The 14,312-nt window shown below is 60.7% G+C and carries 16 protein-coding genes and 2 tRNA genes; 5 read left to right on the plus strand and 13 right to left on the minus strand.

Annotated features, from left to right (window positions below):
- Nucleotides 1-19: 19 nt before the first annotated feature.
- Complete coding sequence (locus GOQ25_RS18480) at nucleotides 20-409, minus strand: thioredoxin family protein (RefSeq protein ID WP_160351942.1); 390 nt, start codon at nucleotides 407-409, stop codon at nucleotides 20-22.
- A gap of 64 nt (nucleotides 410-473) precedes the next feature.
- On the opposite strand from GOQ25_RS18480, the gene GOQ25_RS18485 reads away from it, so the two are divergent.
- The 3 genes from GOQ25_RS18485 to GOQ25_RS18495 all read left to right on the plus strand — a co-directional run bounded on the left by GOQ25_RS18485 (nucleotide 474) and on the right by GOQ25_RS18495 (nucleotide 3,105).
- Nucleotides 474-1,277 carry an EI24 domain-containing protein gene (locus tag GOQ25_RS18485; RefSeq protein WP_160351943.1) on the plus strand — a complete coding sequence of 268 codons (804 nt, stop codon included), beginning with the start codon at nucleotides 474-476 and terminating at the stop codon, nucleotides 1,275-1,277.
- A 19-nt stretch (nucleotides 1,278-1,296) separates the two neighbouring features.
- Entirely contained in the window at nucleotides 1,297-2,094 is a 798-nt protein-coding gene (locus GOQ25_RS18490) for a molybdopterin-binding protein (RefSeq protein WP_160351944.1), read from the plus strand.
- Between the two features lie 150 nt (nucleotides 2,095-2,244).
- Nucleotides 2,245-3,105, plus strand: a complete 861-nt coding sequence (locus GOQ25_RS18495; protein WP_160351945.1) for an IclR family transcriptional regulator — start codon at nucleotides 2,245-2,247, stop codon at nucleotides 3,103-3,105.
- A gap of 51 nt (nucleotides 3,106-3,156) precedes the next feature.
- On the opposite strand, the gene GOQ25_RS18500 is transcribed toward GOQ25_RS18495, so the two are convergent.
- The 3 genes from GOQ25_RS18500 to GOQ25_RS18510 all read right to left on the minus strand — a co-directional run bounded on the left by GOQ25_RS18500 (nucleotide 3,157) and on the right by GOQ25_RS18510 (nucleotide 6,202).
- Nucleotides 3,157-4,293: an AAA family ATPase gene (locus GOQ25_RS18500; protein WP_160351946.1), complete on the minus strand. Its 1,137-nt coding sequence runs from the start codon at nucleotides 4,291-4,293 to the stop codon at nucleotides 3,157-3,159.
- A complete protein-coding gene (locus GOQ25_RS18505) occupies nucleotides 4,290-5,003 on the minus strand; it encodes an RNA ligase family protein (RefSeq protein WP_160351947.1) in 714 nt (237 codons plus the stop codon). Before GOQ25_RS18505 ends, GOQ25_RS18500 begins: the two co-directional genes overlap by 4 nt.
- 221 nt (nucleotides 5,004-5,224) lie before the next feature.
- The gene (locus GOQ25_RS18510; RefSeq protein WP_160351948.1) at nucleotides 5,225-6,202 is read right to left on the minus strand and encodes a tripartite tricarboxylate transporter substrate binding protein BugD; all 978 of its coding nucleotides are present in this window, start codon (nucleotides 6,200-6,202) and stop codon (nucleotides 5,225-5,227) included.
- Between the two features lie 330 nt (nucleotides 6,203-6,532).
- On the opposite strand from GOQ25_RS18510, the gene phaP reads away from it, so the two are divergent.
- Nucleotides 6,533-7,111 (plus strand): TIGR01841 family phasin, encoded by a 579-nt coding sequence (gene phaP, locus GOQ25_RS18515; RefSeq protein WP_160351949.1) that lies wholly within the window; start codon nucleotides 6,533-6,535, stop codon nucleotides 7,109-7,111.
- Nucleotides 7,112-7,257: 146 nt separating this feature from the next.
- On the opposite strand, the gene GOQ25_RS18520 is transcribed toward phaP, so the two are convergent.
- The 5 genes from GOQ25_RS18520 to GOQ25_RS18540 all read right to left on the minus strand — a co-directional run bounded on the left by GOQ25_RS18520 (nucleotide 7,258) and on the right by GOQ25_RS18540 (nucleotide 11,313).
- A complete protein-coding gene (locus GOQ25_RS18520; RefSeq protein ID WP_160351950.1) occupies nucleotides 7,258-8,301 on the minus strand; it encodes a quinone-dependent dihydroorotate dehydrogenase in 1,044 nt (347 codons plus the stop codon).
- A gap of 44 nt (nucleotides 8,302-8,345) precedes the next feature.
- Nucleotides 8,346-9,074 (minus strand): arginyltransferase, encoded by a 729-nt coding sequence (locus GOQ25_RS18525; protein WP_160351951.1) that lies wholly within the window; start codon nucleotides 9,072-9,074, stop codon nucleotides 8,346-8,348.
- Nucleotides 9,075-9,187: 113 nt separating this feature from the next.
- Nucleotides 9,188-9,955 carry a leucyl/phenylalanyl-tRNA--protein transferase gene (aat, locus tag GOQ25_RS18530; protein ID WP_160351952.1) on the minus strand — a complete coding sequence of 256 codons (768 nt, stop codon included), beginning with the start codon at nucleotides 9,953-9,955 and terminating at the stop codon, nucleotides 9,188-9,190.
- 82 nt (nucleotides 9,956-10,037) lie between these two features.
- The gene (locus GOQ25_RS18535) at nucleotides 10,038-10,619 is read right to left on the minus strand and encodes an NUDIX hydrolase (protein ID WP_160351953.1); all 582 of its coding nucleotides are present in this window, start codon (nucleotides 10,617-10,619) and stop codon (nucleotides 10,038-10,040) included.
- 91 nt (nucleotides 10,620-10,710) lie between these two features.
- The gene (locus tag GOQ25_RS18540; RefSeq protein ID WP_160352038.1) at nucleotides 10,711-11,313 is read right to left on the minus strand and encodes a DUF2946 family protein; all 603 of its coding nucleotides are present in this window, start codon (nucleotides 11,311-11,313) and stop codon (nucleotides 10,711-10,713) included.
- Between the two features lie 280 nt (nucleotides 11,314-11,593).
- On the opposite strand from GOQ25_RS18540, the gene GOQ25_RS18545 reads away from it, so the two are divergent.
- Nucleotides 11,594-12,319: a lipopolysaccharide kinase InaA family protein gene (locus GOQ25_RS18545; protein WP_160351954.1), complete on the plus strand. Its 726-nt coding sequence runs from the start codon at nucleotides 11,594-11,596 to the stop codon at nucleotides 12,317-12,319.
- Nucleotides 12,320-12,436: 117 nt separating this feature from the next.
- Here the strand turns inward: GOQ25_RS18545 and GOQ25_RS18550 are convergent.
- From GOQ25_RS18550 to GOQ25_RS18565, 4 genes are all read right to left on the minus strand, one after another.
- A tRNA-Cys gene (locus GOQ25_RS18550) sits at nucleotides 12,437-12,510 on the minus strand.
- Nucleotides 12,511-12,548: 38 nt separating this feature from the next.
- A complete protein-coding gene (locus GOQ25_RS18555) occupies nucleotides 12,549-13,166 on the minus strand; it encodes a DUF6097 family protein (protein ID WP_160351955.1) in 618 nt (205 codons plus the stop codon).
- A 107-nt stretch (nucleotides 13,167-13,273) separates the two neighbouring features.
- Nucleotides 13,274-13,349, minus strand: a tRNA-Gly gene (locus GOQ25_RS18560).
- A gap of 107 nt (nucleotides 13,350-13,456) precedes the next feature.
- Nucleotides 13,457-14,209, minus strand: a complete 753-nt coding sequence (locus tag GOQ25_RS18565; RefSeq protein WP_160351956.1) for an IclR family transcriptional regulator — start codon at nucleotides 14,207-14,209, stop codon at nucleotides 13,457-13,459.
- Nucleotides 14,210-14,312 lie beyond the last annotated feature (103 nt).

Below are 14,312 nucleotides of genomic sequence, written 5' to 3' on the forward strand. Positions count from 1 at the left end.
CGCCCGATAACGCTACGCGCTAGACGCTCAATAACGCTGTAGGCAGATCCGGCAACTGCGTCTGCACGGCCGGACTTTGCGGCGTGAGGCTTTCCAACAGCCTTTCCAGATGCCCGATGTGCGGCAGCATCGTTCCATAAAACAGCACGCGCGATCCGAACTGCACTAGCAGCGTCGGGAAATTTTCGACATCCTCATCACCCAACAGCTCTGGGTGATCCTCGATGTCGATCCACACGAACACGCGCTCGGGGTACTGCTCGGCCAGGGCGGCGAATTTTGGGCGGTATTGCGCGCAGGTGTCGCACCATGCGGCGCAGAAACAGGCAACCAGGCATCCGTCGGCGGGGAGGACCTGCAAAGCGCTGCGCAAGGCAGCCGTGTCTGAACCGGGTTCAAGTAAAGCCATGTCGATGAAAGCGTAACGGGTTTGAGACTATGATACCCGGCATGTAAACCCGCGGGTCCTCGATATGATTCCACCTCGTCCCGAGTACGCTGTCTCTTCTTCCGTTCAGCGTGCCGCCTCCGGCACGGCCGGCGTGGCGCAAGCCTTCAAACGCGCCTTGGTCTCTCAATGCCATCCGAACATGCTGATGGCGGTGTTGCTGCCTTTCGTCATTGCCCTGTTGGGCGCCTTGCTGCTGCTATGGCTATTCTGGACGCCGCTGACAGAATGGCTCAGTGTGCAGGCCTCGCAATGGCAAATGGTCAACGATGTCGATGCCTGGTTGGTTGGCATCGGCCTGTTCTCGCTAAAGCTCTATCTGGTGCCGGTGATCGCGGCCGCGATTCTCTTGCCGGTATCCGGCATACTGGGCCTGGCGATTGCCGCGGTGTTCGTGATGCCGCTGGTACTGCGCCATGTGAGCGCGCGCGAATATGCTGGCGTGTCGCGCCAGGGGCGTAACGCCACGGCTTATAGCGTGTGGAATGCGATCTGGGTCAGTGCTGTGTTTGCCGCAGGCTGGCTGCTCACCTTGCCGTTTTGGCTGATACCGCCCATGGGAGTCGTACTGTCGATTTTCTGGTGGGCGTTTGCATTTTCGCGCATGATGCGCGTCGATGCCATTGTCGAACACGCCAGCCCCGAAGAACGGCGAATCTTGCTGGAACGTCATAATATCGGCTTCTGGGTGATCGGCCTGATCTGCTCTCTGATCAATCTGCTGCCGCCAGCCTGGATTATCCTCCCCGTGTATGCTGGGCTGGTCAACGCCCATTATGGGTTGGAAGCCCTGCGCCGTTTGCGAGAAGAACGTGTCCTTCCAGCCTGACTCTGTCGCGACTCCCGCCATGACCTCACCTTTGCCTGCAAGCCGCTCGATCCGCATGCTGATCGTGGGCGACGAAATCCTGTCCGGACGCCGTCAAGATAAACATTTTTCCAAATGCATTGAACTGCTGTCCGCGCGCGGCCTACGTTTATCCGGCGCCGAGTTTCTGCCGGATGATCGGGCGACCCTGACCGCCGCCTTGCGCCGCAGCTTTGCGACGCAAGACATCGTGTTCTGCTGTGGCGGCATAGGCGCGACCCCGGACGATCACACCCGTCAGGCGGCCGCCGCCGCGCTCGATTTGCCGCTGGCCCTGCATCCCGAAGCCGAAGCAGCCATCACGCTGCGCGTGGCCGAAATGGCCCAGGAAGGCAAGGCGCCAGCCGACATGGCGGCTCCCGAAAACCAGCAACGGCTCCAGATGGGGGTGTTTCCCCAGGGATGCGAAATCGTCCCAAATCCCTACAACCGTATTCCCGGCTTCTTTATCCGCGACCATACGTTCTTGCCCGGTTTCCCGGTGATGGCGTGGCCCATGCTGGAATGGACACTGGATACCCGTTATGCCGCGTTGCATCATGCGGACGCTCACGTCGAACATTCCTTCCTGGCGTTCGGTCTGCCCGAGTCGCGCATCGCGCCGGTGATGCAGGCACTGGAGCAACGTTGGACGGAAGTCAGCGCATTCAGTCTGCCCAGTGTGGGCCAGACACCGCATATCGAGCTGGGCGTCAAGGGCGACCCCGCTCAGGCGGCCGAGGCCTTGGCGTTCTTGCGGGCGGAAGTGTTGCGCCTAGGCGGTCGATTGACGCCCTGATTTGGCTCACCGCGCACCAGCGAGTTGCCAAACGGCCCGCAAAATTTCACAATACGGGAAATCCGAAAATGCTGCATCGCCGCAATTGCACCATCATAGAGCGCGGTGCGGCAGCCCCTGGATGCCATTTCTCTCTTTGTGAACGATGCCATGACAGCGAATGTGTCGGACCCCGATAACGAACGGTCAACGAGCCAGTCTCCAATCGCGATTCAGGTGATTGAACGGGCAATGCGTCTGCTGGACGCGCTCGCCGCGCATTCCGACCCGGTCACCCTGAAAGAGCTGGCGCTATCCACCGGCCTGCATGCTTCGACCGCGCACCGCATCCTGAATGATCTGGTGGTCGGCCGCTATGTGGAGCGCGTCGACAATGGTCTGTACCAGCTTGGCATGCGCCTGCTGGAATTGGGCTCGCTGGTCAAAGGTCGGCTCAATGTACGGGAAGCAGCAATCTCGGCCATGCGCGCGCTGCATCGCCTGACCGGGCAGACCATCAACCTGTCCGTGCAACAGGGCGACGAGATCGTCTACATCGACCGTGCGTGGAGCGAGCGCTCGGGCATGCAGGTGGTGCGCGCCATCGGCGGGCGTGCGCCGCTGCATTTGACGTCGACCGGCAAACTATTTTTGTCTACGCTGGAAAGCCGCTTGGTACGCGCCTATGCCATGCGTACCGGCTTGGCCGGCAACACGCGCAATAGCTTGACCGACATCGACAAGCTCGAACGCGAGCTTGCCTTGGTGCGGCGTCATGGTTACGCGCGCGATAACGAAGAACTCGAGCTCGGCGTGCGTTGTATTGCCGCCGGTATTTTCGATGACACTGGCAAGCTCGTTGCCGGTCTGTCGATTTCGGCGCCGGCTGAACGTCTGCAAGACGAATGGATTCAAGCCTTGGTGGAATCGGCTCGCTCGATTTCTGAGGCGTTGGGGTATGAGCCCCTGGCCGCCAACGAACGCAGCGCGGCAGGCTCCGGGTTGGCGCCGCAGCTGCTGCGTACCTCTTGATGGCTCATCAGTAGCGGGGCGGATACATCGCCGTGCCCGCAGCGCGGGTGCTCAGGTCAGGTAATGCACTTGATGGGCTTCCGTCAGTAGCGGCGGCTCCCATTTCAGCGTCAAGGCTCGCAGTGTCTTATTGGTCAGGGAGGAGTCACGCCGCGAGTTGCGTCGAAACAGTTCGGCAGGTGGCTGCTCCAGGTAGATCAATTCCACTTCGGCGTCATACGCAAACAGCAGATCCAGCGTTCTATCGCGCATCTGTGGCGACAGATGCGTCGCGTTCCAGACGAAAGGCCGATGCGCGCGCAGCAACGCTTTGGCTTGGTCACGGGCGTAGTGGGCTGCTTTGCCGTCATTCTCGCCATGCTTGAGCCCGAGCTCGCGGCGCGCTTCGTCAAAAGACACCACCGGCAGGCCGCCGCGATGCTGGGCGACCCAGGTATCCTTGCCTGTGGCGGGTAAGCCGCTCATGACCGTGACCTTGGAGCCCGGCCGCTGAAAGAGGGGGTAATCGGGATGCACATCCGCCCCACGGAAATAGCTCACGCGCGTGTGAGCGTCCGCGAAAGATCGCGGCAGGCCATAACAGCCTTCTTCCCGCGCGACTTCCCGGAACAGCTCGATATTGTCCAGCACCTGTTGCTGGCCCGCATAAACACGGCCTCGCATATCGGCTTGCGCCAGCATCCCCAAGAGCGGAACACTGACTTGCCAGGAAAGCTCGTGCACGATGAATTGCGGAGACTTCTTCCGGCGCGATCCCATCATCGCGAAAAACGGTACTTGATGGGCAAGGATCAGATTGCACACCGCCTCGCGGATAGCGAATGGCGCACCGGCTTCCCAGAGCGCGATGCGGGTGTCGATGGCGCCCTTGCGAGAATGACCGGGCTGGCTCGGCTGGCCGGTTGTGGGTTCGACTATGGTGGTGCTGTACTTCGCTACGTCGTGAAGCAAGGCCGCCAGAAACACGATCTCTCGGTCTTCGCGGCTCGCTTGCTGGTAGGCAGGGTCCGCGAGCAAGGCTTCCACCACCAACATGGTGTGAATCCACGTATTGCCTTCGCCGTGATAAAGCGGATTCTGCTCGGCCAGCTTGGCAAATTCCAATTGGGGAAAGGCAGCCAGGCAATCATTGAAATCAGCGGGCTTGCCGGGTGGTGGCACGAGGCTCTGGATGTCCTGCCACATCATAATGATGCCAGCCCGATGGTTGCGGATGGCGCGCTAACCGTGGCGCCATCCTGTTGTGTGGGCGCTTTATCGCCGCGCGTATCCTTGAGTCGATTAGGCACAACCGGCGCCTGCATCCAATGACTGTCCGTTTGCACATGTCCAGGCCGCACATACTTGGCGACGGACACGCCGAAGTCCCTCAGATCGAAAGCGCTTGCCACGCGGATCACCACGCCTTCCTCCCGGGTAAGATCGAGGCCCGCTATCAATCGCTGGATAGCGGCTCGCTCATAAACGCCGTCATAGAGCAGCGGCACGGGAGTAATCCCTAAATTCGTCATCAGGTCGAGCGACGTGTCCCAGTCCAAACATGTCTGACCGCGCCACACCGAAAAACCCATGAAATAGCTGGGCAAGTCGCTATAGGCGATGGAATGACGCGCATAGAGATTTTCGCCGCAGATGCGTATGTCGCCGGGAATGCGATACGCCATCGACGCATGAAACCGGGCTAGCCAATCGCGCGACGGATGATGCCGGCTGTCGACCGAACGGGCATGAAAGCCATCTCGATAGAGAGAGGTGTTCTCGCCGTCCATTTTGACCGTGACGATCACCCGCCGGCCACCGAAATGGGCATCGGTGCGCAGGCGCCTGTCATCCCGTTGCGCCCCCGGAGAGGCAGGCAGATGCGGTGTGGTGGGATATTTGAATGGGGACATAGTCATGATGGGCTCATGACTTTGTTACCGTTACGACCAACGGGTTCCATTCCTGGGCGGTCGGAATCGCGCGGGCGGCGGGACACGCGTTTCTCGCGTCGCGCGTATTCGACACGTGCAATTGCACGTGGGATGGCTCAAAAATCACAACCCGGCCCGGCGGTCTTGCGCGGCGCTTATCCCACGCAAGTCCGTCGGGCCGGGCAGCCGGCCATTGTTGCTGTTGCTTACTGAGCTTCTATTTTGGCTTTCTTGAACAGTCCAGCCCATTGCGGGACTTGCTGTTTGACCTTCGCATCCAAGGCTTGCGGATTGGCTTCGTCATTCAGGACTTCAGCGCCCAGACCCGCCATGCGTTCCTTGAATTTCGGATCGGCCATGCCGGCTTGCAGCGACTTGACCAGCTTGTCCACCACCGGTTGCGGGGTGTTTTTGGGCACCCACATGCCGTGCCAGATCCCGACCTCGAAACCCTTGAATCCCGATTCGTCCATGGTGGGCAGATTCGGCAGGGTGGGTACGCGCTTGAGGCTGGTCACCGCATAGGCCTTGACCTTGTTCGCGGCGATGTACTGCGAGGTGTTGGTCGTCTGGTCACACAGCAGATCGACCTGCTTGCCCAGCAGATCGTTCATGGCCGGGGCCGTGCCCTTGTAGGGGATGGTCAACAGATCGACGCCCAGCGCGTCCACCAGCATGGTGCCGCACAGATGGCTGGCCGCGCCAATACCGGCGTTGGCCAGCGAGATCTTATCCTTGTTGGCCTTGATGTATTCCACCAGCTCGTTGATGTTGTTGGGTGGGAAATCCTCGCGGGCGATGATGGTCATCGGCACGTCGACCACCAGCCCGATCGGGGCGAAGGTCTTGTCCGGGTCATAGCCGGGATTTTTATATAACGAGGGCGCCGTGCTGTAGCCCAGATGCATCAGCAACACCGTGTAGCCATCGGGCTCGGCGCGTCCGACTGTCGAAGTACCGATCGTGCCGCCCGCGCCGGTCTTGTTTTCCACCACCACGCTCTGGCCAAGCGTCGGGCGCATGGCTTCGGCCAGCGAGCGGGCCACGTTATCGGTGGGGCCACCGGCCGCGAACGGGACGATCATGGTCACGGGGCGCTCGGGGTATTCGGCTTGTGCAGCGCCGGCTGCGAAAAGCGCGCTGGCGGCAAGCAAAGCCGTGAGCGTACGGGGCAATAATGTCATGAAGTCTCCTGTTGTCGCCGGGTAGGCGACATTCATAGTGCGTAAACCGAGAGGGATTTTTGTAAAGTTCTTCGGTGGCAGCTCAGTTTAAGAAACAATAGGTCTCAAGTCACGTGGGATTACCCGTACTGCCTCCCTCGGGGCGCCCCGCTGGCATTTTTGCGTTGCATCAAAAGTGCTTGACACCCCGATTTAAGTCCGTAGAATAGGATTTTGTGCAGCGCAACAAACGTCGCCGGCCTTAGCTTCACATTGGTTCCGAAGACGTTTAGCCCTATCCGTCGTAACGAATAGCTATAGCCGGGCTCGCCCGGCTCACCGGAGACCACCATGAACGCTATCCCCCAACAAGTCCTCGACCGCCAACTTTCCGCCTTGAACGCGTTTACCGCGACGCAGGCCACGCTGTTTTCCGGTTTCGAAAAGCTGGTGGACTTGAATTTGAAGGTCGTCAAGGCGACGCTGGACGAGGTCGCGCTAACCTCGCAGCAAGCGTTGGCCGTCAAGGATCCTCAAGAAGCCGCCGCGTTCGCCACCTCGCTGGTCCAGCCGGGCGCGGAAAAAGCCATGGCCTATGGCAAGCACGTGTATGACATCGTCGCTGGCGTGCAGGGCGACTTGGCTAAGCTGGCCGAGGCGCAAGTCGCGCAAGGGCAGCAACAGTTGGCGGACGCCGTCGAACAACTGTCGAAAAATGCACCGACTGGCTCGGAAAGCGCAGTGGCTCTGTTGAAGTCCTCGCTGGCAACCGTCAATGGCGCCTATGAGTCGCTGACCAAGGCCACCAAGCAAGCCGTGGAAGCCGCCGAGTCGAATATGAACGCCGCCGCCAATGCAACGTTCAAGGCCGCGACCGACGCCGCGGAGGCCGCTGGCAAAGTCGGCCGTACTGCCCGCCGCGCCGCCTGATCGCAGGCATCCAAGCGCGTGCCTGCAATGCCCTTTGCTTGTCGGCACGCTGCTTGCTGTAGTAATGTCGAGTGACAAGAGCAGAGCTGGAATTAGCCATCCCTCGGGATGGCTTTTTTTCGCCTGTATGAATTGCAGGCGTTGGCTTACATCCCTCGGATCGCTTGTACGCACTCGCTCACGAGCGCGGGGCCGCGGTAAATCAGTCCGGTATAGACCTGTACCGCGTTGGCGCCCGCAGCGATTTTCTCGCGCGCTTGCTTGCCAGAAACGATACCGCCCACGCCGATGATGGGATAGTCCGTGCCCATGCGCTGCCGCAGTTTCGCGATCACGCCAAGCGACAGCTCATGTACGGGCGGGCCGGACAAGCCGCCGGCTTCCTCGGCATGGGGCAGGCCAGTGACCGCGTCACGAGACAAGGTGGTGTTGGTGGCGATTACTCCGTCGATGCCGTGGCGGGGCAGCAGATCGGCGATCGCGTCGATCTGAGCGTCCGTCAGATCCGGCGCGATTTTCACGAGTAATGGCACATGACGCTGATGCTGGTCGGCAAGCTCGGCGCGTTTATCACGCAGCTGGGCCAGCAGGGCGGCCAATTCGTCCTCGCCCTGTAGCGCGCGCAGGTTCTTGGTATTGGGCGAGGAAATATTCACCGTCACATAATCGGCATGCGGATAGACACCCGCCAAGCCCAATACATAATCGTCCGCGGCGCGTTCGATCGGCGTGTCGGCGTTCTTGCCGATATTGAGTCCTAGAATTCCGCCTTGCTGGCGCCATTGGCTGCGCTGCACATTGGCGATAAAGGTTTCCAGACCCAGGTTGTTAAAGCCGAGCCGGTTGATCAGCGCTTGAGCGCGCGGCAGGCGGAAGATGCGCGGCTTCGGATTGCCCGGCTGCGCTCGCGGCGTCACCGTCCCCACCTCGACAAAGCCGAACCCCAGGTTGCCCAGCGCGTCGATATGCGCGCCGTTCTTGTCCAGCCCGGCCGCCAAGCCCACGGGATTGCGTAAGGTCAGGCCCATGAGCGTCGTGGGCGTCTCCGGCTGCTCGTGCATGAGCTTGCGGGTGACACCGCAGTCGTATGCGCGCTGCAAGGTGGACAGGGTGACTTCGTGCGCGGTTTCGGCGTCCATGGAGAACAGCGCCGCACGCGCCAGGGGGTAGGCTTGGAAGAGGATCGACATGGGGCGCAATTGTACCGATTTGTCAGCCGGAACACGCAATGGTCTTAGAGGCCATACGCCTCGCGCCACTCGCCCTCGACATACATCTGGAACGGCCGGAAATTCGCTTTATAGGCCATCTTGCGGCTGTCGCGAATCCAGTAGCCCAGATAAAGCCAAGGCAGGCCGAGCGCACGGCATTGTTCTAGCTGCCACATCACGTTGTAGGTGCCGAAGCTGCCGCGCGTGTCCGGGTCATAAAAGGTATAGACGGAGGATAAGCCTTCGTCGAGCACATCGATGATGGACACCATGCGCAGCACATCCGCCTCATCGCGAAACTCGACCAACCGGGTGTTGACCCGCGTGGTCAGCAGAAACTGCGCATACTGCGTACGGCTGTCTTCGTCCATGCCGCCACCGGGGTGACGGCCATGCTGATAGCGGCTGTAAAGATCGTAGTGTTCTGGCGCCCAGGCCAGCTCTGCTACGAACGCGCGCAAGGATTGATGATCCCGCCGGGCGCGGCGCTGGCTGCGATTCGGGGTGAAGCGCTCCACATCGACACGGATGGGCACACAGGCCCGGCAGTTGTCGCAATGGGGGCGATAGGTGAACTGACCACTGCGGCGAAATCCCTGTTCGACCAGTTGCGAATAGGTGCCCGCGTTGATCAGATGACCGGGCGCCGCGACCTGCGAGCGCGCCTGCCGCTCGGGTAAATAGCTGCAGGGATACGGCGCAGTCGAATAGAACTGCAGCGCGGCGAAAGGAAGTTCTTTTAACTGGCTCATTGCGGTCGCCCCGGTAACGGCTCGTGCGTGGTCAGGCCAACCATGTTAACGCGTGCGCGGGCGTAGGCAATACTGAAGTCGCGCGCCGAGCGAGGGAGGATTTGGCTTTCGCCTTAACCCGCCGCGGCCGAGGCGGACACCGAGCGGGCATGCAGCACGCCGTGGCTATCCAACCACCCCGGATACCACTGTGGACCCTCTAAACGTGTCGCCGCGCGAACATGGGCGATGAAATCCGCTCGTGCTACCGGCCGGGCGCCCAGACTGGCCAAGTGGCGCGTCTGCTGTTGGCAATCGATCCAGCTGACGCCCTGACAGCGCAGAAAATTCACCAAATAGGCCAGGGCGATTTTGGAGGCGTCGGCCACCCGGGTAAACATGGATTCACCAAAAAACATGCCGCCCAGGCTGATCCCATACAGACCGCCAGCCAAGGACCCATCGATCCAAGTCTCCACACTATGCGCGCCGCCCGCGTGATGCCAGTCCAGGTAGGCTTGCTGCATTTCATCGGTGATCCACGTGCCGGACTGCCCATCGCGCGGTGCAGCGCAGTGTTGCATCACGGTTGCAAAAGCGGTGTCTACACGGACCTCCACCCGCGCCTTGGGGCCAGATTCCTCCCGGGCGATTTGACGCAACCGTTTACGCAGCGAGTGCGAGGGCGCGAAATCGTCGCAACGCAACACCATGCGCGGGTCAGGGCTCCACCACAGTATCGGCTCGCCGTCGCTGTACCAGGGAAAGATACCGTTGGCGTACGCGTCCTGTAGCCGGCCCAGCGACAGGTCCGCGCCCACGGCCAGCAAGCCCGCAGGCTCATTTAACGCGAGTTCAGCCGGCGGAAATGGGGTCTCGGTATCAAGCCAGTACAGTTTCACGGCGCTAGGCTAGAGGCATACGGCCCCGGCTGGGGCGCGAGTGGCGGGGTACTGTGAGTTTCTGACGTGGGCATATCTCGGATCAGCGATGCCAATCCAAGGTGTAGTGATGGCAGCCGAGATTGCCGCTGCGACGGTCATCGAAATATTGCTTCAGCGTCGTGCTCACCGTCCGAAACGAAATCTCGTCCCATGGGATATCGGACTCATCGTAGTAACGCGCCTCCAGACTTTCCGGCCCCGGATCGAGTTCCGGCCCCAGCGCCTGCGCTAGATAGAAAATATGAACCTGATCGATCTGTGGCACATCGATCACGGTAAAGAGGGCGCCGAGCTCAATTTGCGCGCCGGCCTCTTCCAGCGTTTCCCGGGCGGCGCCCTGAGCAGTGCTCTCGTTGAGCTCCATGAATCCCGCCGGCAGCGTCCATGTGTTGTAGCGTGGCTCGATGGCGCGCCGGCATAGCAAGATTCGCCCTTCCCAGACGGGCACGGTTCCCACCACCATGCGGGGGTTTTGATAGTGGATCGCCCCACAGTGGTCGCAGACGTCGCGTTCGCGATTATCGCCATCGGGCACGCGGCGGCTGAGGGACGAGCCGCATTGGCCACAGAACAGCGTGCGGCGCGGCGCAGGGAAATAGGTCGGGGGCGGTCGGTCAGTCATGCCGGTGATTCTAACGGTTGGCAGGCGGTCAGGGAAACGCGCCAGACGCTATGCGCGGCAGTGGCGCGATAGTGGCTGGCTCGCAGGTCCTTCAGGTTGGTCGCGGGTTTGCGACAAACCCCAGCACGTCGGGGAGTGTCGCTCGCGCGACTTCGCCGTGCCAGAGCGCCGGCTCGCGGTAGTGGGCATAGTGCAGCTGTGCATTCGCCAGGTGCGCTGAGCTATCCGCCAATACGTCGAGCAGGGCGCCGCCGTCGGCTGCGAGCTTGATGTCTGATAGCACGCGTTCGACATCGTGACTGTCCACGAGGCCGCCGCCAAGGTCCGTCTGGGCATACACCCGGCCGTCCTCGTCCAGCCACCACCCATCGATACGCGATACGGCTTCGCCTGTATGGGTGATCAAATTCGCGTCGGTGTCGGCCACACGCAAAATGTAGGGCGCGGCGTCCAAACGGACATAAGCGCGCTGTGGCCCGTTTTGGAAGAACCAACGCCCCTGCTCGTCGCAGGCGTAATTGCGGTTGATGAAGCCCACGATCTGTGGGCTCGTGATGCTTTCGCCGGGGCCGCCGTCGCATGCATCCCCCTGTTCGTGGATGTGCCAGCGGCCGCGCTCATCGAGTGACAGCCAGCCATAGACGGCCGGTACGTTCGGCCAGCGGGCGAGGGCTTGCTTGACGATAGGATCCATAAACATGAAGGCGGGGTGTTCCTAGAGATTGCATTTAACCAGATCGTCAGGGATGTGGACGCAGATCCAGCGAGAACGCTGACGCTTTAGGTGGCGCGCATGCGGCATGGCTTCAGGCAACGTTTCACCGCGAATGTGGATTTCGTCGCGCACGGACAACACGTTCAGAGGTCCGCGGGGTGTCTTCGGCCGAATCGGAACAGTCCTAGCCAATCTCCCGACGGGACTGACATAGAATGAAACAATTAATACGAAGGTGTGTTTGTTCTAAGGGGGCGCTATGTTGATCGAAGCTGAGGCCCGGGCTCAGGCGCAGACGCAGACGTCTCTGGCCGCGCTGCCCGCTTCATGGTGGGAAGCCCATGGCGACTGGGTTGAAGATGTGAACCAACGCCGCGGAGGCTATAGCGGTATTCAGAAACTCCCCGATCCGGCGGGAGATCGGGCGTATTTCGTTAAACGGCAAGTCAATCACGTCTATCGCGATCTGCGGTTTCCCTCGGGCCGGCCGACTTTGCTGCGGGAGTGGCTGAATATCCATCGTTGCGCAAAGCTGGGCGTTCCGACCGCCGAGCCGGTGTTTTTCGATATGCGCAAGGGCGCGGCCGGCTGGGAAGCGGTTCTGGTCACTCGCGAGCTGCCGGGCTATATCAGCCTGGACGAAGGGATACGCAAAGGTCGATGGACCCAAGCACAACGTCTTGATATCTGGTCGGCGCTGGTGCGGGCGCTCGCGCCCTTACACCGGGCAGGACGTAAACATGGGCATCTCTACCCAAAGGAAATCTTTGTCCGGTATGAGTCAGTGGCTGAAATCGTCTTGCTGGACTGGGAAATTGCCCGGTATGTCGGCCGCAGTCGCTGGGCCGCGCAGTCGGATCTGGGTCGCTTGTGGCGCTCGTTGATCGAGCTGGGGATAGGGGAGGCTGAACGGCGGGTCTTTATGGACCGTTATCAGGCTGCCAGTGGGTTGGGTCAGCTAAAGCTGCGCGGGGTGCCGGACTGAGGGGCTCAGCCCTAGCCACGCTGCTTGCGGCACCCCACCTGTTCCCAAACTCCGTCGTTTTGAACGTACACCCCACCAAAAGAAAAAGGCCCTCATCACTGAGAGCCTTATATCTACTGGAGGCGCAAGCCGGAATCGAACCGACGTACACGGATTTGCAATCCGCTGCATAACCACTCTGCCATTGCGCCAGAGGCCTAATTAGCCAAGCCCGCTATTCTACACGAAATTATTGAGTTGTCTCGCCCGTCTCGGGCTCGCGTGTGGAGGGCGTCAGATCCAGATCCACATCCTGGATGCGGTAGTGCACAGCCACCAACTGAGCGATGGCGTCGGGCGCGAGGCGCGAGATGTCGTGTCGAGCAAGGAATTCGGGGTTCCAGCGTTGCAATATCGCGACCCACCATCGGCTCAGGCCTTTGCCGGTCAGTCTGGCGGCCCTGGCGCGCACGTAGAAGTGGGCGAGCGCGAAGGCTACGAAAAGTCCTGCGGTCAGTGTGCTCAATCCGTGCAAAAGCGATTGTGCATCAAAAGGTAGGGCGGCCAGTATGCTGGTCAAGCCGCCTTCGGCAGCGGCCAATGTCGCGACGCCGCAGCTTAGCGCCGCGACGATAAAGAGTAGCCCCATCATCAAAGGCAATCGACGCTCGCCGCGATAGCGGCGCAGCGATTGCGTATACGCATGGTCGTCTATCGTGCTGTCCAGCGCCTCGATCTGCTGAAACAGCGATTGTGATTTCTCAACGCCGATTTTTTGGCCGTTGATTAACGCATGCATGCCGAGCAGCTGCTGCCTGGAGAAAGGAACAAACTGAGGCGATGCGTCCAGGCGATAGGAAAATTTCACGGCAGGCGGCTCGTGTGAAGAGGCTTCGAACAACAAAAACAAAAAAGGCCGAACATGACTGTCGGCCTTTTGGGGTGATGACTTGCTCAAAAAGCCATCAGAAATTCTGGAGCGGGAGACGAGTCTCGAACTCGCGACCTCAACCTTGGCAAGGTTGCGCTCTACCAACTGAGCTACTCCCGCGTCGCTGCTGTTGATGTGTCATCAGCAGAGAAACGAGATTCTATATGGGTTTTTTTGGATCTGCAAGTCGATGTGTGTTCGAGACAACAAATTTTGTGTGTCGGGCCTCATGCCACGCTACCGACTTCGCGCCGAATGAGCTCGGCGATCGTGCGCTGACGGGCCGATGGCATGCGATCAAGGATGCAGGATACGCTCACGGCCACCCTTGGATAGCCAGAACGATCAAGCAGGGCAACGCCCACTCCCAATACACCCGAGACGGCTGCGTTGCCGACCGCCGACCATCCGCGATCACGCGTGGCCTGCACCAAGAGACGCATGTGGGAAGCCGTCATGTGTCCATAGGAGCGCAGCGATGCGGCATTCTGCTCGATTAGTGCGTTGGCTTCATCGGAGGGTAGCGCCGCCAGGAGTGCCAGGCCCGCGGCGCCCACGCCCAGGGGCTGGCGGTGGCCCACGGTCACGGCAAGCACCTGCACGGGGTAACTGCCGATTTCGCGATGCAGACATAGGGAATCGGAGCCGACCCGGCAGATCAAAAATGAAGAATCGCCGGTCTGATCGCTAATGCGCCGCATCGCGGGCGCCAGCCGAGCTACCGACAAACCCTGGTCGCCCACGACTTGCGATTCGTTGGCCGCGGCCCGGTACAGGCCCGACTGCTGGTCGCGTACCGCATAACCCTCTTCGACCAGAACCGTGATGTAGCGATAGACACTGGTGCGCTGCATGTCCAGCGCACGCGCGATTCCCGGCACGTCCAAGCCCTCTGGCGCACGCCGTAGGGCCGCCAGGATATGCAGCCCGCGCCGCAGGGTGCTCGCGCCATGGCTACCCGATTCACTGGTTTTGTTCATTATTCAAACACCTTTGCTTTGCCTTGGCTCCCCTGAAGTAGATGATATTCCACGCAGCATCGACATAGGTTGTCCAAATAATAAACACCCCATTGGAGACTGA

Source organism: Bordetella sp. 15P40C-2 (assembly GCF_009763235.1).
Classification (GTDB): domain Bacteria; phylum Pseudomonadota; class Gammaproteobacteria; order Burkholderiales; family Burkholderiaceae_B; genus Bordetella_A.